The following is a 20317-nucleotide window of genomic DNA, read 5'->3' as shown; positions in this document are numbered from 1 at the left end:
GTTAACCAACCCGGCAAAGACACAGGTCATTACTTCAGAACCTACACAGTGGACGCGAGCAACTGAGGACAAGCCCTCGGCCTATTAGTACCAGTCAACTCCACACCTTACGGCGCTTCCATATCTGGCCTATCAACCCAGTCGTCTACTGGGAGCCTTAACCCCTCAAGGGGGTGGGAGCCCTCATCTCGAAGCAGGCTTCCCGCTTAGATGCTTTCAGCGGTTATCCTTTCCGAACGTAGCCAACCAGCCATGCCCTTGGCAGGACAACTGGCACACCAGAGGTTCGTCCGTCCCGGTCCTCTCGTACTAGGGACAGCCCTTCTCAAGACTCCTACGCGCACAGCGGATAGGGACCGAACTGTCTCACGACGTTCTAAACCCAGCTCGCGTACCGCTTTAATGGGCGAACAGCCCAACCCTTGGGACCGACTCCAGCCCCAGGATGCGACGAGCCGACATCGAGGTGCCAAACCATCCCGTCGATATGGACTCTTGGGGAAGATCAGCCTGTTATCCCCGGGGTACCTTTTATCCGTTGAGCGACGGCGCTTCCACAAGCCACCGCCGGATCACTAGTCCCTACTTTCGTACCTGCTCGACCCGTCAGTCTCACAGTCAAGCTCCCTTGTGCACTTACACTCAACACCTGATTGCCAACCAGGCTGAGGGAACCTTTGGGCGCCTCCGTTACTCTTTAGGAGGCAACCGCCCCAGTTAAACTACCCACCAGACACTGTCCCTGATCCGGATCACGGACCCAGGTTAGACATCCAGCACGACCAGAGTGGTATTTCAACAATGACTCCCCCTGAACTGGCGTCCAGAGTTCACAGTCTCCCACCTATCCTACACAAGCCGAACCGAACACCAATATCAAGCTATAGTAAAGGTCCCGGGGTCTTTCCGTCCTGCTGCGCGAAACGAGCATCTTTACTCGTAATGCAATTTCACCGGGCCTATGGTTGAGACAGTCGAGAAGTCGTTACGCCATTCGTGCAGGTCGGAACTTACCCGACAAGGAATTTCGCTACCTTAGGATGGTTATAGTTACCACCGCCGTTTACTGGCGCTTAAGTTCTCAGCTTCGCCAACCCGAAGATTGACTAACCGGTCCCCTTAACGTTCCAGCACCGGGCAGGCGTCAGTCCGTATACATCGCCTTACGGCTTCGCACGGACCTGTGTTTTTAGTAAACAGTCGCTTCTCGCTGGTCTCTGCGGCCACCCCCAGCTCAGAGAGCAAGTCTCATCACCGGAAATGGCCCCCCTTCTCCCGAAGTTACGGGGGCATTTTGCCGAGTTCCTTAACCATAGTTCACCCGAACGCCTCGGTATTCTCTACCTGACCACCTGAGTCGGTTTAGGGTACGGGCCGCCATGAAACTCGCTAGAGGCTTTTCTCGACAGCATAGGATCATCCACTTCACCACAATCGGCTCGGCATCAGGTCTCACCCTTAACGAGAGACGGATTTGCCTATCTCTCGGGCTACACCCTTACCCCGGGACAACCACCGCCCGGGCTGGACTACCTTCCTGCGTCACCCCATCGCTTACCTACTACAGATCCGGGTCACCGGCTCCACCACGTCCCTTTGTCCGAAGACTCCAGGCCGGCTTCACGGGCTTAGCATCGTCTGATTCGATATTGGGCGTTTCAAAGCGGGTACCGGAATATCAACCGGTTGTCCATCGACTACGCCTGTCGGCCTCGCCTTAGGTCCCGACTTACCCTGGGCAGATCAGCTTGACCCAGGAACCCTTAGTCAATCGGCGCACACGTTTCCCACGTGTGTATCGCTACTCATGCCTGCATTCTCACTCGTGAACCGTCCACAACTCGTTTCCACGGCTGCTTCACCCGGCACACGACGCTCCCCTACCCATCACAGCCTCCGTTAGGAGTATTGCTGCAATGACACGACTTCGGCGGTGTGCTTGAGCCCCGCTACATTGTCGGCGCGGAATCACTTGACCAGTGAGCTATTACGCACTCTTTCAAGGGTGGCTGCTTCTAAGCCAACCTCCTGGTTGTCTCTGCGACTCCACATCCTTTCCCACTTAGCACACGCTTAGGGGCCTTAGTCGATGCTCTGGGCTGTTTCCCTCTCGACCATGGAGCTTATCCCCCACAGTCTCACTGCCGCGCTCTCACTTACCGGCATTCGGAGTTTGGCTAAGGTCAGTAACCCGGTAGGGCCCATCGCCTATCCAGTGCTCTACCTCCGGCAAGAAACACACGACGCTGCACCTAAATGCATTTCGGGGAGAACCAGCTATCACGGAGTTTGATTGGCCTTTCACCCCTAACCACAGGTCATCCCCCAGGTTTTCAACCCTGGTGGGTTCGGTCCTCCACGAAGTCTTACCTCCGCTTCAACCTGCCCATGGCTAGATCACTCCGCTTCGGGTCTTGGGCACGCTACTCAACGCCCTATTCGGACTCGCTTTCGCTACGGCTTCCCCACACGGGTTAACCTCGCAACATACCGCAAACTCGCAGGCTCATTCTTCAAAAGGCACGCAGTCACGACGCACCGAGTAAACTCGATGCGCGACGCTCCCACGGCTTGTAGGCACACGGTTTCAGGTACTATTTCACTCCGCTCCCGCGGTACTTTTCACCATTCCCTCACGGTACTATCCGCTATCGGTCACCAGGGAATATTTAGGCTTAACGGGTGGTCCCGCCAGATTCACACGGGATTTCTCGGGCCCCGTGCTACTTGGGTGATTCTCAAACGAGCCGTCAATGTTTCAGCTACGGGGGTCTTACCCTCTACGCCGGACCTTTCGCATGTCCTTCGCCTACATCAACGGTTTCTGACTCGTCTCATCGCCGGCAGACGATGAAAGAGAACTCCCACGACCCCGCACTGGCAACCCCTGCCGGGTATCACACCAATACGGTTTAGCCTCATCCGGTTTCGCTCGCCACTACTCCCGGAATCACGGTTGTTTTCTCTTCCTGCGGGTACTGAGATGTTTCACTTCCCCGCGTTCCCTCCACACTGCCTATGTGTTCAGCAGCGGGTGACAGCCCATGACGACTGCCGGGTTTCCCCATTCGGACACCCCCGGATCAAAGCTTGGTTGACAGCTCCCCGGGGCCTATCGTGGCCTCCCACGTCCTTCATCGGTTCCTGGTGCCAAGGCATCCACCGTGCGCCCTTAAAAACTTGGCCACAGATGCTCGCGTCCACTGTGCAGTTCTCAAGCAACGACCAGCCACCCGTCACAACCCACCGAAGCAGATTTTCACCGGGGCCGGCATCGCGAAGGTTCAGACTCGAAAGCCCGCACCCTCAGATACCCAACAGCGTGCCCGACCCACTCCATCAATCCCCACGTTCCACGCCGAAGCAGTACTAGTGACAACCAACCAAGTGCGCCGAATAGTCAACGTTCCACCCATGAGCTAACCACCGCAGAACATTCGCCTGCGTTATGGCTCTGGACAACCTTGCGGCTGCCTAGATGCTCCTTAGAAAGGAGGTGATCCAGCCGCACCTTCCGGTACGGCTACCTTGTTACGACTTCGTCCCAATCGCCAGTCCCACCTTCGACGATTCCCTCCCACAAGGGGTTGGGCCACCGGCTTCGGGTGTTACCGACTTTCGTGACGTGACGGGCGGTGTGTACAAGGCCCGGGAACGTATTCACCGCAGCAATGCTGATCTGCGATTACTAGCAACTCCGACTTCATGGGGTCGAGTTGCAGACCCCAATCCGAACTGAGACCGGCTTTTTGAGATTCGCTCCACCTCGCGGTATCGCAGCTCATTGTACCGGCCATTGTAGCACGTGTGCAGCCCAAGACATAAGGGGCATGATGACTTGACGTCGTCCCCACCTTCCTCCGAGTTGACCCCGGCAGTCTCCTGTGAGTCCCCATCACCCCGAAGGGCATGCTGGCAACACAGAACAAGGGTTGCGCTCGTTGCGGGACTTAACCCAACATCTCACGACACGAGCTGACGACAGCCATGCACCACCTGTACACCGACCACAAGGGGGACCCTGTCTCCAGGGTTTTCCGGTGTATGTCAAGCCTTGGTAAGGTTCTTCGCGTTGCGTCGAATTAAGCCACATGCTCCGCTGCTTGTGCGGGCCCCCGTCAATTCCTTTGAGTTTTAGCCTTGCGGCCGTACTCCCCAGGCGGGGAACTTAATGCGTTAGCTGCGGCACGGACGACGTGGAATGTCGCCCACACCTAGTTCCCAACGTTTACGGCGTGGACTACCAGGGTATCTAATCCTGTTCGCTCCCCACGCTTTCGCTCCTCAGCGTCAGTATCGGCCCAGAGATCCGCCTTCGCCACCGGTGTTCCTCCTGATATCTGCGCATTTCACCGCTACACCAGGAATTCCGATCTCCCCTACCGAACTCTAGCCTGCCCGTATCGAATGCAGACCCGGGGTTAAGCCCCGGGCTTTCACATCCGACGTGACAAGCCGCCTACGAGCTCTTTACGCCCAATAATTCCGGACAACGCTTGCGCCCTACGTATTACCGCGGCTGCTGGCACGTAGTTAGCCGGCGCTTCTTCTGCAGGTACCGTCACTCTCGCTTCTTCCCTGCTGAAAGAGGTTTACAACCCGAAGGCCGTCATCCCTCACGCGGCGTCGCTGCATCAGGCTTTCGCCCATTGTGCAATATTCCCCACTGCTGCCTCCCGTAGGAGTCTGGGCCGTGTCTCAGTCCCAGTGTGGCCGGTCGCCCTCTCAGGCCGGCTACCCGTCGTCGCCTTGGTAGGCCATCACCCCACCAACAAGCTGATAGGCCGCGGGCTCATCCTTCACCGCCGGAGCTTTCCACACACAGACCATGCGGTCGTGTGTCATATCCGGTATTAGACCCCGTTTCCAGGGCTTGTCCCAGAGTGAAGGGCAGATTGCCCACGTGTTACTCACCCGTTCGCCACTAATCCACCCCGAAAGGCTTCATCGTTCGACTTGCATGTGTTAAGCACGCCGCCAGCGTTCGTCCTGAGCCAGGATCAAACTCTCCGTGAATGTTTACCCGTAATCGGGTGACACTCGCGTTGAGCGGAACGAGTGGGCGGAATAAGCCCTCTCGTTCACAGCGTCCTCGCTGTGTGTTGCCTACCGGCACATAGTGTCGATAGGACTTTCAAAGGAACCTCATCCGCCGGATGCTTCCGGCTGGACGGGGTATCAACATATCTGGCGTTGACTTTTGGCACGCTGTTGAGTTCTCAAGGAACGGACGCTTCCTTTGTGCCTGTCTCACCAGGCTCTCCGGGCGCTTCCCTTCGGTCTTGCGTTTCCGACTCTATCAGATCCTTGCGGTTCCGATTTTCGCCGGTGCGATTCGGCCTTTCGGCTTCTTCGCGGTTCCAACCTTACCAGATCCGTTTCCGTCTCCGGCCCCCTGTTGGAGCGGGGTTGGCCGTTCGGCTTTCGCTTTTCGGCCTTTCCGACTGTATCAGATCCGATTTCGTTCCGTTGCCGGTCCGAATTCTTTTCCGATTCCCCTTCGGAGGGGGTTCCGCCGTGGTGCGGCAATTCAATCTGCCGCGCCTTTCGGCGTGATCACTACTTTAGCGGAATTCCTCGTTGACGCATAATCGCACCGCGGTCCGAATTCCGGCATGCCGAAATTGTTCCCGGTGAGGGGCCGTGCAGTAGTGGTGTGCCGCTGAAGCGGCGGGATGGCTGCCGTGGAACCTGTCGGCTCTGTGGCAACTCGAAGAACTTACACGATCCTATGGGTGCGGCACGACTTGGGGGGTACGTCCGCGGTGGTTCGAGCTGTCCCGGACCGCCAGGTCGCCGGACCACCTGGTCACCGGGGCACCCACAAGGCAGGCGTATCCGATGATCTGTCCCGGGTCAGCACAGTCGCAGTGGTAGGCCGCCTGCGAGGGGGACGTGATGGACCGCGTTGAGCGTTGCTGCTGCCCTCCCCCCCCCCACTCCGCTGACGGATTCGCCGCTGTCCAGGAGGTGCGCCGAGCGCCGCCGTTGCTCCGAGCGCCGCCGTTGCTCCGAGCGCCGCCGTTGCTCCGAGCGCCGCCGTTGCTCCGAGCGCCGCCGTTGCTCCGAGCGCCGCCGTTGCTCCGAGCGCCGCCGTTGCTCCGAGCGCCGCCGTTGCTCCGAGCGCCGCCGTCGCGGCGGCGCTCGGCGGCGGCCAACAGCGCCTCGACGGTCTCGGCGGCCCCGTCGGAAGAGCTGGAGCAGGCAGACGAGGGCACCGCCTGAGACGCCACAAGGGCCGTTCCTCATAGGACCAGAGGGCTCCCCAGCCCATGCACCACACCTCCAAAACCGGAGATGCAAGCGCCTGGTGCCTGGCACCGGAGTGCCAGGAGTCCAGGCGCCGAGGGTTGCTCCGTGCATCCAACCGACCGCGGAACTACGCCGAACGACGGCTTGCGGCGTGCTCACCACGGCGGCGGCTGCTGGCGGCGCTCTGCCGGGTCCGTGAAGCCAGACCCCGGGAACCGGACCATCCGCCGTGCGTGACCTGCACGAGCAGCGATGGGACGAACCATCGGGCCATCAGAACGAGCGTCAAATGAGCGTCGCGAGCGTCATTTCAGCGTCAGATATCGTCCGTAACGCCCACGCCGCACATAAGGTGCACGCTTAAAACCGCAGGTCAGGCGCTCTTGGTCGCCCGCTCCAGGATCACGACGCACTCCACATGATGCGTCATCGGAAACAGATCGAACGCCCGCATCCGGCGCGGCACATACCCCGCCTCCGCGAAGTACTTGAGGTCGCGGGCGAGGGCGGCCGGGTCGCAGGCGACGTAGGCGAGGCGGCGGGGGGTGAGGGCGGCGAGGTGTTCGACGGTCTTTTTGCCGGCGCCGGCTCGGGGCGGGTCGAGGACGATGAGGTCGACGTCGGTGATGCCGGTGCGGGGGAGGATCGCCTCGACCTTGCCGTGTTCGATGCGGACGCGGTCGAGGTCGGCGAGGTTGTGGCGGGCGTCCTCGACGGCGCGCTTGCCGGATTCGATGCCGAGGACCGCGCCCTTGTCGCCGACGCGTTCGGCGAGGGCGCCGGCGAACAGGCCGACGCCGCAGTAGAGGTCGAGGGCCATGTCGCCCTTCTTGGGCATCAGGCCCTGCATGACGGCCTCGACGAGGAGTTCGGCGGCCTTCGGGTGGATCTGCCAGAAGCCGCCGTTGCCGACCCGCCAGGTGCGGCCGACGGCGCGTTCGCGGACGAAGGGGCGGCCGTGGACGCGGTGGACCCCGCCGTCCTTCTCGTCGACGCGGAGTACGGAGACGGGCTTGTCGAGTTCGACGATGGGGAGGCGGCCGCCGGGGCGCGGGGTGAGGATGACCTGGCGGTCGTTGGAGCCGGTGGCGGCGATCGCCTCGACGGTGGCGATCTGCGGCCACTCGCGCTGCTCGATGCCCAGTTCGGAGACGCCGGGGGCGGCGATCATGCAGTGGTCGATCGGCTCGACGTCGTGGGAGCGGTGCTTGCGCAGGCCCGCGCGGCCGTCGGCGTCGACGGCGTACTGGACGCGGGTGCGCCAGGCCGGTACCTCGCCCTTGGCGACCTTGTCGCCGGGGGCGGGCTCGACGGTGCCGTCCCAGTGGGCGTCTTCGGGCGACAGCCCGGCCAGCCGCTCCAGCTGCTCGGCGATGACCGAGGCCTTCAGGCGGCGCTGGGCGCCGGGGGCGGCGTGCTGCCAGTCGCAGCCGCCGCAGCGGCCGGGGCCGGAGAAGGGGCAGGGGGCCTCGACGCGGTCCTTGGAGGCGGTGAGGATCTCCACGGCGTCGGTGCGCAGGAAGCGGGCGCCCTCCTCACCGTCGGTGACGCGGGCGATCACGCGCTCGCCGGGCAGGGCATGGCGTACGAAGAGGACCTGGCCCTCGTCGGTGCGGGCGATGCAGTGACCGCCGTGCGCGACCGGGCCGACCTCGACCTCGTACTCCTCGCCGACCAGCGACTTCTTGGGTTCTGCCTGCATGGCGGGAGGGCTCCTGAGGTGGGGTGGTGCCGGGGCGGTACGGCGGGACGCCAGCCGTCCATTCTACGTCGCGCCGTGTCGTGCCCCGGCCCTGTACCCCGTACCCGTACCCGTACCCGTACCCGTATCCATACGTAGTGCCTGGCGGCCGTCCGGCCTCCGGGCCGTCCCGCCCCGCGGCGGCCGCCGCTACTCCCCGGCGGCCCCGCTTCTCAGCGCCCCTACTTCTTGGTCGCCGCCTTCTCCTTCTTCGGCTGGGCGACCGGCCCGCGGCGCACCGCACCCGGGGCGTTCCACTCGGCGCGCTTGCGGGCGCGGAGCTTGGCGGCCTCGGAGGAGTCCAGCTGCCAGGGCACGGAGGTGACCATGACGCCGGGGGTGAAGAGGAGGCGTCCCTTGAGGCGCAGCGCGGACTGGTTGTGGAGCAGGTGCTCGTACCAGTGGCCGACGACGTATTCGGGGATGTAGACGGAGACGGCGGCGCGCGGGCTCTCCCGGCGCAGCGACTTGACGTAGTCGATGATCGGCCGGGTGATCTCGCGGTAGGGAGAGGCCAGGACCTTGAGCGGCACCTCTATGCCGCGGCGCTCCCACTCCTCCTTCAGGGCCTTGGTGTCGGCCTGGTCCACATCCACGCTGACCGCTTCCAGGGTGTCGGAGCGCATCAGCTTGGCGTAGTTGAGGGCCCGCAGGGTGGGCTTGTGCACCTTGGAGACCAGGACCAGGGAGTGCACCCGGGAGGGGCGTACGACGTCGTCGTCGGGGGTGTCCTCGGCGGCGATCTCGTCGGCGACCCGGTCGTAGTGGCGGCGGATCGCGGACATCGTCACGAAGAAGATGACCATGCCGAGGAGAGCCACCCAGGCGCCGTGGGTGAACTTGGTGAGGAGGACGACGACGAGGACGAGGCCGGTGAAGAAGGCACCGAAGGCGTTGATGGCACGCGAGCGGTGCATCCGGTTGCGCTTGGCCGGGTCCTTCTCGGTCAGCAGATGGCGGTTCCAGTGGCGGACCATGCCGGTCTGGCTGAGCGTGAAGGAGACGAAGACGCCGACGATGTAGAGCTGGATGAGCCGGGTGGAGTCCGCGCCGTAGAGGTAGACGAGGATCGCGGCGGCGCCGGCTAGCAGGACGATGCCGTTGGAGAACGCGAGCCGGTCGCCGCGGGTGTGCAGCTGGCGCGGCAGGTAGCGGTCCTGGGCGAGGATCGAGCCGAGCAGCGGGAAGCCGTTGTAGGCGGTGTTGGCGGCGAGGAAGAGGACCAGGGCGGTGGCGGCGGCGAGGACCACGAACAGGAACGAGCCGTTGCCGAAGACCGCGGAGGCGACCTGCGAGATGACGGGGTCCTGGGTGTAGCCGGAGCCGAGCGGCTTGCCGTGGTCGAGCAGGTCCTTGGCGGGGGTCTCCGCCATCCTGACGTGGGTGGCCATGGCCAGGCCGATGATGCCGCAGAACATGGTGACGGCCAGACCGCCCATGAGGGCGAGGGTGGTCGCCGCGTTCTTGGACTTCGGCTTGCGGAAGGCGGGCACACCGTTGGAGATCGCCTCGACGCCGGTGAGCGCCGCACAGCCGGAGGAGAAGGCGCGCAGCAGCAGGAAGATCAGCGCGAAGCCTGCCAGGCCGCCCTGTTCGGCGTGGATGGTGTAGTCGGCGGTGGGGGCCTTCATCGTGTCGCCCATGACCACGGCGCGGATGATGCCCCAGATGATCATGATGAAGACGCCGGCCACGAAGACATAGGTCGGGATCGCGAAGAGCTTGCCCGACTCCTTGACCCCGCGCAGATTCATCAGGGTCAGGAGAACAATGACGACGACCGCGCAAAGCGTCTTGTGTTCGACGACGAACGGGATCGCGGAGCCCAGGTTCTCGATTCCGGAGGAGATCGAGACCGCGACGGTCAGTACATAGTCGACGAGCAGGGCGCTCGCGACGGTGAGACCGGCCTTGGGACCGAGGTTGGTGGTCGCGACCTCGTAGTCGCCGCCGCCGCTCGGGTAGGCGTGCACGTTCTGCCGGTACGACGCGACGACGGTGAACATCAGCACCACGACCGCGACCGCGATCCACGGGCTGAAGTGGTACGCCGACACACCCGCGACGGACAGGACGAGCAGCACCTCGCCCGGCGCATAGGCCACGGAGGAGAGCGGGTCGGAGGCGAAGACGGGGAGTGCGATGCGCTTGGGAAGGAGGGTCTCCCCCAGCTTGTCGCTGCGCAGTGCGCGCCCGATCAAGATCCGTTTGGGCACGTCGGTCAGTTTGGACACGCAGAGGATGCTAAGCCTTCGTCAAGGTCCGCGCCCACCCGCCACCCGCGCGGGTGGACGCGGCCGAAGCGCACCTGTCCTGCTCGGAGGCGCTTCGGGCCCCGGCACCTCCACAGGATCCGCACGTCGCGCGCACGCCACGGCCGCCGCGGGCGCGCTTCGTGGTGTTCGTCACGGGACGACCGGGTGTGTGCCGTGCGCGCGGGCGTACGTCACAGAGCGCGACGAATGCGTCACAGGGAGGCGATCAGTCCCGCCGGACCGCGGCCCCGGCGGCGGCCCGCGCACGCCGGGAGTGCAGATCGCCCAGCCCCTGCCGCGTCGCGACCAGCAGCACCCGGTCCTGTGGTCGCAGGACGTAGTCGTCGCCCAACTCGTGCACCAGGTGCGCCGGCGCGCGCTCCGCATCCGCCGGCGCCGGGGCGGCCGCGGCATCCGGCTCGGGGGCGTCGGGCGCGGAGGTGTCGACCGCCAGCACCCGCAGCCGTCCCGGGCGCAGCACCTCGGCGACCGTACGGCCCTCCAGCGCGGCATGGCCGCGTGCCTCGACCCTGGCGACCAGCAGCACCCGGCGCTCGACCGGAATGGCCCCCAGGATCTGGCGCCCCATCATCGCGCCGGCGAAGGCGGGCGCGGACAGGAAGGAGGTGCTGCGACTGCGGGTGAGCGCCCCGGGATGCGCGGCGCGCAGGGTGCGGTAGACGGCGGTGGCGAACCGGTCGTCGAACAGCCGCAGGGTCACCCGCAGCCGCGGGGTGACCGAGCGGGCGTAGAGGGCGGCCTCCAGATTCGTGGTGTCCTCGCTGGTCAGAGCGAGCAGCGCGGCCGCCCGCTCGATCATCGCGGCTTCCAGGACACCTTCTTGTGTGACGTCCCCCAGGACGGTCGGCACCCGCAGTCGGCGGGCCAGCGCGATCCCCCGCGCCTCGGGGTCCCCCTCGATACACACCACGGGGATGCCCATCTCGTGCAGCCGGGCCAGGACCCGGGTGCCGACCTTGCCGAGGCCGAGCAGCACCACATGCCCCGACAGCCCGCGCGGCGGACGCCGTAGCGCGGAGGCGCTGCGGAACGTACCGAGCCCCTCGAACGCCGCCGCGACCAGCACCGGCAGCAGCAACAGACCGGTCAGCCCGGACAGCAGCTGCAAGATCTTGCGGGGCAGCGGCGCGCCGATCGCCGGATCGTTGATCGCGAAGAGGTCCAGCAGCGAGAGATACGCGGCGTGCAACGGCTTCTCACCGGTGGTGAGCCAGGAGGCGACGGCCAGCGCCAGCACCGCGCCGACGACACCGGCCAGCGACCAGCGCAGCCTGCGGGAGAACAGCGAGGTGAGCGGTGCGCCCCGGCCGCGCAGCCCGCGGGGGCGCGCCGTCCGCCCCGTATAGGAGACGGTCTCCAGGACGACGGTGCCGCAGCCGATGGCGGCCTCGACAGCGGCATCGTCCGGCAGCAGTACCGGCCCCTCGTCACCGGCTCCCGAACTCGACGCGTCCGCAGGGTCGTTGACGGAGGCGGAGAACAGCGCGAGGGTGCACAGCCCGGGGTCGCCCGGCCGGCCGGGTGGCACCGGCGCACGCTCCACGGCCCGCAGCAGCAGCCCGTCCGCCTCGATGACCTTGCTGGTGCCGGCGACCGCGGTGGCCGCGAGCGCGGGGGCCACGGTGTCGGCGTCGGACAGCACGGTCGTGGAGGCGTCGTCGCTCACCGCGTCCGCGTCTCCGGCCGGCTCGGCGCCCCGGCCGGCGACCGCCGCGGCCTGGTCGAGCAACTCCTCCAGATGCTGACCGAGTTTGCGGTTGTAGAGCCGGATCACCAGGCGCAGCCGGGGGTTGAGGCGGCGGGCGCGCAGTGCGGCGTGGATGTTGAGCTCGTCGTCGTCATGGACCAGCGCCAGCGCGCCCGCCTCGGCGATGCCCGCCTCGATCAGTGCCGCATCGTCCGGCTGCGCCGCCTCCAGGATCCGAAGGGTCGCCTCCGGTGGCCCCTCGCCGTCACCGGGCGCCTCCGGCGGCAGCGGCGAGGTCCGCGCCATCGCCGCCGACATCCGGCCCAGCAGCGCGGTGGCCCGGCCCAGCGCACGGGCCGGCGGCGGAATACGGGGGCGATGCGGCTCTAAGGCGGAGGGGACGATGAGCGTCACCCGTTCGCCGTAGACGTCCCGGAGCTCGGCGGCGAGCCGGTGCGCGAGCGCATCGTCGCCGGCAACCACCATGTGCGGGGTGAGAGAGCCCTGTTGGGGCTGGAGAGGCAGGTTGGGCACACCTCGTAGCGTGCCTTACGGGCGCGGCGGGGCGCAGCCCGGTGCGAGATGATGCCGCGCCGCCGGACCGGTCCGCTTCCGACCGCGTCCCACCGCGCCCCTTACCAGGAGCGGCATTACGGCTACGGTTGTACCGGACCACGGTGCGCCCAGCACTCCCGTTGACGCACCCGGTCCGTATCGCGAGCCGTAGCTTCGTGTCGCCGGTACTTGGAGAAGGAAGTAGTGAGCAGGGTGTTTGTGCAGGTCAGCGCGCTAGTACAGGGCACGGGGTAATCAGCATGCACATCGTCATCATGGGGTGCGGGCGCGTGGGCTCCGCACTTGCGCAGACCCTGGAGAGCCAGGGGCACACCATCGCGGTGGTCGACCAGGACCCGACCGCGTTCCGTCGCCTGGGCTCGACCTTCGGCGGCCGTCGGGTGACCGGCGTCGGCTTCGACCAGGACACCCTGCGCGAGGCCGGCATCGAGGAGGCGGGCGCCTTCGCGGCCGTCTCCAGCGGTGACAACTCCAACATCATCGCCGCCCGGGTGGCCCGCGAGATGTTCGGTGTCGAGAATGTCGCCGCCCGTATCTACGACCCGCGCCGTGCCGAGGTCTACCAGCGCCTGGGCATCCCCACCGTCGCCACCGTCCGCTGGACGGCCGACCAGATGCTGCGCCGGCTGCTGCCGTCGGGCTCCGAGCCGCTGTGGCGGGACCCGAGCGGCGCCGTCCAGCTCGCCGAGGTGCACACCGCCCCTTCCTGGGTCGGCCACAAGATCAGCACGCTTCAGGAGGAGACCGGCGTACGCGTCGCCTTCCTCACCCGGCTGGGCGAGGCGATGCTGCCCACCTCGCAGACGGTGCTGCAGGAAGGCGATCTGGTGCATGTGATGATGCGCGCCGACGAGGTCGAGAAGGTCGAAGCGGCATTCGCCACGGGTCCTGAGGGGGCGCACGCATGAGGGTCGCTATCGCAGGCGCGGGCGCGGTGGGCCGTTCCATCGCGGGCGAGCTCCTGGAAAATGGTCACGAGATCCTGCTCATCGACAAGGCGCCGACCGCCATCTCGGTCGAGCGGGTGCCGCTGGCGGAGTGGCTGCTGGCCGACGCCTGCGAGATCACCTCGCTCGACGAGGCGGCACTGCAGCGCTGCAACGTCGTCATCGCGGCGACCGGCGACGACAAGGTCAACCTCGTCGTCTCGCTGCTCGCCAAGACCGAGTACGGCGTGCCGCGGGTGGTCGCCCGGGTCAACAACCCGAAGAACGAGTGGCTCTTCAACGAGGCCTGGGGCGTCGATGTCGCGGTCTCCACACCGCGTCTGATGTCGGCCCTGGTCGAGGAGGCGGTGAGCGTCGGCGATCTGGTCCGGCTGCTGCGCTTCAGCCACGGCGACGCCAACCTCGTCGAGCTGACGCTGCCGCCCGAGGCCGCGCTGGCCGGCACCCGGGTCGGCGATGTGGACTGGCCCGAGGACACCTCCCTGGTCACGATCATCCGCGGTACGCGGGTGCTCACGCCCAACAAGGAGGACGCGCTGGAAGCGGGCGACGAGCTGCTGTTCGTCGCGGCCCAGTCGCGTGAGGAGCAGCTGGAGGACCTGCTGTCGGTGCGGCGCGAGGAGGCCTAGCCGCCGTCGGCGCCGCAACCGCTCGTACCGCGCATACGCCGGGGCCCGGGAACCGCTTGGTTCCCGGGCCCCGACGTATGCGGACGGATGCCGCCCGAAGAGTGGCGTGCCGCCCTGTATCGGTCAGCGGCGGTGGCGCGCCCCCCGTGGGCGCTCGGGGGCGGACGCCTCCGTGGCGGCCTGCGTCGCGATCTCCCCGTACACATCGTCGGCGACCCGGTCCAGGACCTCGCGCTCGCCGCGGCGCCGCTCCTCGGCCTCCTGTTCGGCCTTCTCCTTCGCCTCCATCTCCGCGAAGACATCGATCGGCGCCGGCGCCTTCGCCAGGAAGACCCAGGTGAGATAGACGGCCAGCAGGAACGGCGGGATCTTCAGCGCGATCAGCACCCAGCCGAGCTGAGTGGTGTCCGCCCACCAGTACAGCGGGAAGAGGATCGCGCACTTGGCGAGCAGGATCAGCCCCCAGGCCCAGCTGGCCTTGGCGTACGCCTTCTTCCGTCCCGGGTTGCGGGTGCGCCAGGAGAGGTTCTCCTTGAACACCGGGCCCAGGATCAGCCCGATCAACGGGACGCCCGCGAGCGTGGTGACGATGTAGGCGACGGCCAGCCCGAGGGTGTAGAGCATGCCCGGCAGGTAGAAGTCCTTGGCGTTGCCGGTCATCATCGCGAAGACCACGCCGAAGGCCACCCCGAAGACGCCGCTGAAGGCGTGCTTGACGGTGTCCTTGCGGACCAGGCGGACGGCCGCCAGCACCAGCGACACGGCCAGCGCCGCGATCGCCGAGATGTGCAGATCCTTGTTGATCGTGAAGATCGTGACGAACAGCAGGCCGGGGAGAACGGTCTCCACCATGCCGCGTACGCCGCCGAACGCCTCGAACAGCGCCGCCTCGGTCACCTGTCTGCCGTCGGCGCCCCCGTCCGTGCCGGGGCCGGGCGAGGGGGGTGCGGAAGCGTCGGCATCCGCGTCAGTGGTCGGTCGGTCGTGAGACGTCACCGGCTACTCCTGTCCGAGCGGTCGGAGTTCGTACTTCGGATTGAAGAGCACCCGGCGTCCATGGCTCAAGGAGACCCGGCCCGAGGCGATGAGCTTACGGCCCGGCTCTATCCCGACGATGGAGCGGCGGCCGAGCCACACCACGTCGAGCGCCGCGGAGCCGTCGAACAGCTCCGCCTCGAGCGCGGGCACACCGGCGCGCGGCCGCAGCGTGACATGCCGCAGGGTGCCGGTGACCTTGACTATCTGGCGGTCGTCGCAGTCGCAGATACGGGTGCACCCCGCGTCCTGCGCATCCTGCTGCAGCTCGGCGGACTGCAATTCCTCCTCGGAGGAGGACAGCCTGTCGAGCATCCGGCGGAAGCGACCGGCCGGCTTCTCGGATCGGGTCCCAGCACTCATAACCCCAGCGTACCGGTGGCCGGGTCCCGGAATCACGGCCCGCACACGGACTGTGTACGCGGCGCTCGCCATGTCCCCCGGGGGCCGGCCCCTCGGAACCCCGACCGCCCCCACCACCTCACTGCTCGAACCGGTACCCCATCCCCGGCTCGGTGATGAAGTGCTTCGGGTGCGAAGGATCGCTCTCCAGCTTGCGGCGGAGCTGGGCCATGTACACCCGCAGATAGTTGGTCTCGGTGCCGTACGAGGGCCCCCAGACCTCTTGGAGCAGCTGCTTCTGGCTGACCAGCCGGCCCGCGTTGCGGACCAGGACCTCCAGCAGATGCCATTCGGTGGGGGTCAGCCGGATGTCCCGGCCGCCGCGGTTCACCTTCTTCGCGGCGAGGTCGACGGTGAAGCCCTCGGTCTCCACGATCACCTCGTCGTCGGCCGGCCCGGTCGGCTCGGCCCTGCGCACCGCCGCCCGCAACCGGGCCAGCAGCTCGTCCATGCCGAACGGCTTGGTGACGTAGTCGTCCGCGCCCGCGTCCAGCGCCTCCACCTTCTCGTCGGAGGTCTGACGCGCGGAGAGCACCAGGATCGGCACCCGCGTCCAGCCCCGCAGCCCCTTGATCACCTCGACGCCGTCCATATCGGGCAGCCCGAGATCAAGCACGATCACGTCGGGGTGGCGGGCGGCGGCGAGTTTGAGGGCGGTGGCCCCGTCGGGGGCGGCATCGACCTCGTACTTGCGCGCCTTCAGGTTGATCACGAGGGCGCGGACGATCTGCGGCTCGTCATCGACCACAAGCACCCGGTTCACTGGCGTTCTCCCCTTTGGTCAAGGTCTGTCGTGTCCCGGCGGGCCGGGCCCGCGGGGCGTGTGGTGAGTGTGCTCCGTGCGGCCCGGATCATGTCGTGGCCTGGGCGGGAAGGTCGGGCCTGACCGGCGGCCGGCCGGGCGCGGCCCGGAGGGTGAGGACCATCGTCATCCCGCCTCCAGGGGTGTCCTCGGCGGCGAGCGTGCCGCCCATCGCCTCCGCGAAACCGCGCGCCACCGCCAGGCCCAGGCCCACACCGGCGCCGCGCGGAGCGTCACCGTAACGCTGGAAGGGCTCGAAGATACGGTCCTTGGCGCTGTCCGGCACGCCCGGGCCGCGGTCGGCGATCCGCAGCTCCACCCGGTCGCCCAGCGCGCTGGCGGCGACCAGCACCGACTCACCGTCGGGGCTGTACTTCACGGCGTTCTCGACGAGATTGGCGACGGAACGTTCCAGCAGCCCCGGGTCGACGGCGACGATCGGCAGCTCTTCGGGGATGTCGAGTGTGACACTGCCCTCCGGCACTCCGCCCAGCGCCATCGGCACCACCTCGTCGAGATCGATCTCGCGGATCAGCGGCGTGACCGTGCCGGTCTGCAGCCGGGACATGTCCAGGAGATTGCCGACCAGGTGGTCCAGCCGGTCCGCGCCCGCCTCGATACCGGCCAGCAGCTCCGCCTCGTCCTCCTCGGACCAGGCGACGTCGTCGGAACGCAGCGAGGTGACCGAGGCCTTGATGCTCGCCAGCGGGGTCCGCAGGTCGTGGCTGACCGCGGCCAGCAGCGCCGTCCTGATGCGGTTGCCCTCGGCCAGCTCCCGGGCCCGCTCCGCCTCGCCCACCAGCCGCTGCCGGTCCAGTACGACGGCGGCCTGGGCGGCGAACGCGGCCAGCACCCGGCGGTCCTCCGCGGGCAGCACCCGGCCGGTCAGCGCCAGCGCCATGTGGTCACCCACCGGCATGTCGACATCCGCGTCCTCGGGCCGCAGCAGCGGCTTGCCGGCCTCGGTGCCGCCCGCACGGCCCGCGCAGGTCCACGGATCGACGTCGCTGGTGCGCTCCAGCAGCGCCACCGTGTCCATGCCGAAGGTCTCCCGCACCCGCTCCAGCAGGGCGTTCAGGGTCGTCTCGCCGCGCAGCACGCTGCCCGCCAGGAAGGACAGGATCTCCGACTCTGCGCGCAGTCTGGCGGCCTGTTGGGTGCGGCGGGCGGCGAGGTCCACCACCGAGGCGACCGCCACGGCCACCGCGAAGAAGATCACGATGGCGACGATGTTCTTGGGGTCGCTGACCGTGAGGGTGTGGGTGGGCGGCGTGAAGTAGAAGTTCAGCAGCAGCGAGCCGACGGCGGCCGAGGCCAGTGCCGGCAGCTGCCCGCCGAGCAGCGCGGCGGCGACGGTCAGGAAGAGGAAGAGCAGCACGTCGTTGGCCAGGCCGGGCCCGTTGGCGATGCTGGTCAGCAGCAGGGACAGCAGCGCGGGGCCGACGACGCCGACGAGCCAGCCGGCGATGATCCGGGCCCGTCCCAGCCGCGCACCGCGCGCCACCGGCAGCCCCCGGCCCTTGGCGACCTCTTCGTGGGTGACGATGTGCACATCGAGATCGGGCCCGGAATCGCGGGCCACGGTCGCGCCCACACCCGGCCCGAAGATGTACTGCCAGGCCTTGCGGCGACTGGAGCCCAGCACGATCTGGGTGGCGTTCACACCACGCGCGAACTCCAGCAACGCACTCGGTATGTCATCGCCGATGACGTGATGGAACGTACCGCCCAGGTCCTCCACCAGCGTCCGCTGGACGGCGAGTTCCTTGGGCGAGGCCGAGGTCAGCCCGTCGCTGCGGGCTATGTAGACGGCGAGCACCTCGCTGCCCGACCCCTTGGCCGCCATCCGGGCCGCGCGGCGGATCAGCGTACGCCCCTCCGGCCCGCCGGTCAGTCCGACGACGATGCGCTCTCGGGCCTGCCAGGTGGAGCGGATCGAATGCTCCGCCCGGTACTCCTGCAGATACTCGTCCACCCGGTCGGCGACCCAGAGCAGCGCCAGCTCGCGCAGCGCCGTGAGGTTGCCCGGGCGGAAGTAGTTGGACAGGGCGGCGTCCACCTTGTCCGGCTGGTAGATGTTCCCGTGCGCCATGCGCCGACGGATCGCCTGTGGCGACATGTCGACGAGCTCGATCTGATCGGCACGCCGGACGATCTCGTCGGGCACCGTCTCGCGCTGCCGCACACCCGTTATCGAGTCGACGACATCACCGAGCGACTCCAGATGCTGGATGTTCACCGTCGAGATCACATCGACCCCGGCTTCCAGCAGCTCCTCGATGTCCTGCCAGCGCTTGCCGTTGCGCGAACCGGGCACGTTGGTGTGCGCCAGCTCGTCGACCAGCGCCACGGCCGGCTTGCGTTCCAGGACCGCGTCCACGTCCATTTCGGTGAAAACCGTGCCGCGGTACTCCAGCTCCCGGCGCTGAATCTGCTCCAGGCCGTGCAGCATGACCTCGGTGCGGGGCCTGCCGTGGTGCTCGACGAACGCCACCACGGCGTCCGTACCCCGCTCCACGCGCCGGTGCGCCTCGGACAGCATCGAGTACGTCTTACCGACGCCCGGTGCCGCGCCGAGATAGATCCGTAGCTTGCCGCGTGCCATGGCCCCATTGTCTTACGTGAAGGCCGCCCCCACCGGGCTGAACCTGGTGCGACCCTACCGACCTGACAAGTGGACAAAAGACGCAGTTGGCGACTTCGGGCCCGGTCTTGACGCGACTCTGATACGGGGCACGGGAGCGGCGGGGCGGCGGGGGCTGCGGGGTTCACGGACCGGGTGCGGGCTCTTGGGTGACGTGAACCGGGTGCGAGCCACGTGGCGCTGAGCGGGGTGAGAGCCGTCGGGCGGAGTGGTCGCCCCGGACGCCACCCGTACGGGTGGATGGGGGTCCGGGTGCGGATCCGGGTGCGGATCCGGGCAGCCAGGGATCCCGGTGATACGGATTCGGGTGATACCGATCCAGGTAATACGGATCCGCGTGATACGGATCCGCGTGATACGGATCCGCGTGATACGGATCCGCGTGATACGGATCCGCGTGATACGGATCCGCGTGATACGGATCCGCGTGATACGGATCTGGATACATGCGGGCGGGCGCCGCGCGAAGAGGTACGCGGCGCCCGCCGTGGCAGCCGGCTGACCGGCCGGCCCGGCCGGACGGCGCACACCACGCGCCGCCGTGTGGCGGCCGGGGTCGGCGGCGCGAATCGCCCGGTCATGCCTCCATCACACCGGGCGGACCCCTGGCACACCAGCCCAACCCGCCGTCACTGACGCATCGCTGACGCATCGCTGACGGCGCCTTGATCAGTGCGCGTCATGGCCGGAAAAATGCCCTCGCCCGGCCACGAGCCGACTGCGACGATGCCCCCATGACCGAGGCACCTCTGACGACGCCCCGCACGACCGGTGTACGGATCGCCCACACCGCCGACCTGGACACCGCCACCCTCAAGGCGGCCCGCACCCTCCTCTACGACGTCTTCGACGACATGACCGCGGAGGACTGGGAGCACGCCCTCGGCGGCCTGCACGCCCTGGTCCACGAGGACGGCGAACTGATCGGACATGCCTCCGTGGTCCAGCGCCGCCTGCTCCAGGGCAGCCGGGCACTGCGCTGCGGATACGTGGAGGGCGTCGGGGTCCGCGCGGACCGGCGCGGCCGCGGCCATGGCGCGGCCCTGATGGCCGCCCTGGAGCGGGTGGTGCACAGCGCCTACGACCTCGGCGCGCTCGGCGCCGCCGACGAGGCCGCGGCCTTCTACGCGGCCCGCGGCTGGCAGCTGTGGCGCGGCCGCTCCTGGACCCTCACCCCGGACGGCATCCGGCGCACCCCCGACGAGGACGGCTGCATCTACGTCCTCCCGACCCCGTCCATCCCCCTCGACCTCGACACCGACCTCACCTGCGACTGGCGCGACGGCGACGTGTGGTGACGTGAGGTGACGTGCGGCGCCGCGCCGA

General features: G+C 67.3%; 10 protein-coding genes and 2 rRNA genes. 3 read left to right on the top strand and 9 right to left on the bottom strand.

All coding sequences use genetic code 11. From position 1 onward, the window contains the following. Positions 1-64 precede the first annotated feature (64 nt). The 5 genes from KI385_RS33045 to KI385_RS33025 all read right to left on the bottom strand — a co-directional run bounded on the left by KI385_RS33045 (position 65) and on the right by KI385_RS33025 (position 12442). Positions 65-3186 (bottom strand): 23S ribosomal RNA (locus KI385_RS33045). Positions 3187-3489: 303 nt separating this feature from the next. Continuing rightward, a 16S ribosomal RNA gene (locus KI385_RS33040) occupies positions 3490-5016 on the bottom strand. Together the 16S and 23S rRNA genes form the textbook arrangement of a ribosomal RNA operon. Positions 5017-6625: 1609 nt before the next feature. Next, positions 6626-7954: a class I SAM-dependent RNA methyltransferase gene (locus tag KI385_RS33035; protein WP_238575716.1), complete on the bottom strand. Its 1329-nt coding sequence runs from the start codon at positions 7952-7954 to the stop codon at positions 6626-6628. Positions 7955-8175: 221 nt separating this feature from the next. After that, positions 8176-10227, bottom strand: a complete 2052-nt coding sequence (locus KI385_RS33030) for an APC family permease (RefSeq protein WP_238575715.1) — start codon at positions 10225-10227, stop codon at positions 8176-8178. 247 nt (positions 10228-10474) lie between these two features. Beyond that, entirely contained in the window at positions 10475-12442 is a 1968-nt protein-coding gene (locus tag KI385_RS33025) for an NAD-binding protein (RefSeq protein WP_238577961.1), read from the bottom strand. A 329-nt stretch (positions 12443-12771) separates the two neighbouring features. On the opposite strand from KI385_RS33025, the gene KI385_RS33020 reads away from it, so the two are divergent. Together KI385_RS33020 and KI385_RS33015 are read left to right on the top strand one after the other, a co-directional pair. Then, positions 12772-13440, top strand: a complete 669-nt coding sequence (locus KI385_RS33020; RefSeq protein WP_238575714.1) for a potassium channel family protein — start codon at positions 12772-12774, stop codon at positions 13438-13440. Further along, positions 13437-14108 (top strand): potassium channel family protein, encoded by a 672-nt coding sequence (locus tag KI385_RS33015; protein WP_238575713.1) that lies wholly within the window; start codon positions 13437-13439, stop codon positions 14106-14108. The genes KI385_RS33020 and KI385_RS33015 overlap by 4 nt, the downstream gene beginning before the upstream one ends. Before the next feature lie 123 nt (positions 14109-14231). Here the strand turns inward: KI385_RS33015 and KI385_RS33010 are convergent, their stop codons facing one another. From KI385_RS33010 to KI385_RS32995, 4 genes are all read right to left on the bottom strand, one after another. Continuing rightward, complete coding sequence (locus tag KI385_RS33010) at positions 14232-15104, bottom strand: DUF3159 domain-containing protein (protein WP_238575712.1); 873 nt, start codon at positions 15102-15104, stop codon at positions 14232-14234. A 3-nt stretch (positions 15105-15107) separates the two neighbouring features. Further along, the gene (locus KI385_RS33005; RefSeq protein WP_128502473.1) at positions 15108-15506 is read right to left on the bottom strand and encodes an OB-fold nucleic acid binding domain-containing protein; all 399 of its coding nucleotides are present in this window, start codon (positions 15504-15506) and stop codon (positions 15108-15110) included. 118 nt (positions 15507-15624) lie between these two features. Continuing rightward, positions 15625-16308 carry a response regulator gene (locus tag KI385_RS33000; protein WP_006602617.1) on the bottom strand — a complete coding sequence of 228 codons (684 nt, stop codon included), beginning with the start codon at positions 16306-16308 and terminating at the stop codon, positions 15625-15627. Between the two features lie 88 nt (positions 16309-16396). Beyond that, a complete protein-coding gene (locus KI385_RS32995; RefSeq protein WP_238575711.1) occupies positions 16397-18952 on the bottom strand; it encodes a sensor histidine kinase in 2556 nt (851 codons plus the stop codon). Between the two features lie 773 nt (positions 18953-19725). Here KI385_RS32995 and KI385_RS32990 point away from each other — a divergent pair. Continuing rightward, positions 19726-20289 (top strand): GNAT family N-acetyltransferase, encoded by a 564-nt coding sequence (locus tag KI385_RS32990; protein ID WP_238575710.1) that lies wholly within the window; start codon positions 19726-19728, stop codon positions 20287-20289. The last annotated feature ends 28 nt before the right edge of the window (positions 20290-20317 follow it).

It is taken from the genome of Streptomyces inhibens (assembly GCF_022221585.1).
Taxonomy (GTDB): Bacteria; Actinomycetota; Actinomycetes; order Streptomycetales; family Streptomycetaceae; genus Streptomyces; species Streptomyces inhibens.
Note: the sequence above shows the minus strand (reverse complement) of the source record. Positions and strands in the feature narration are given on the sequence as shown.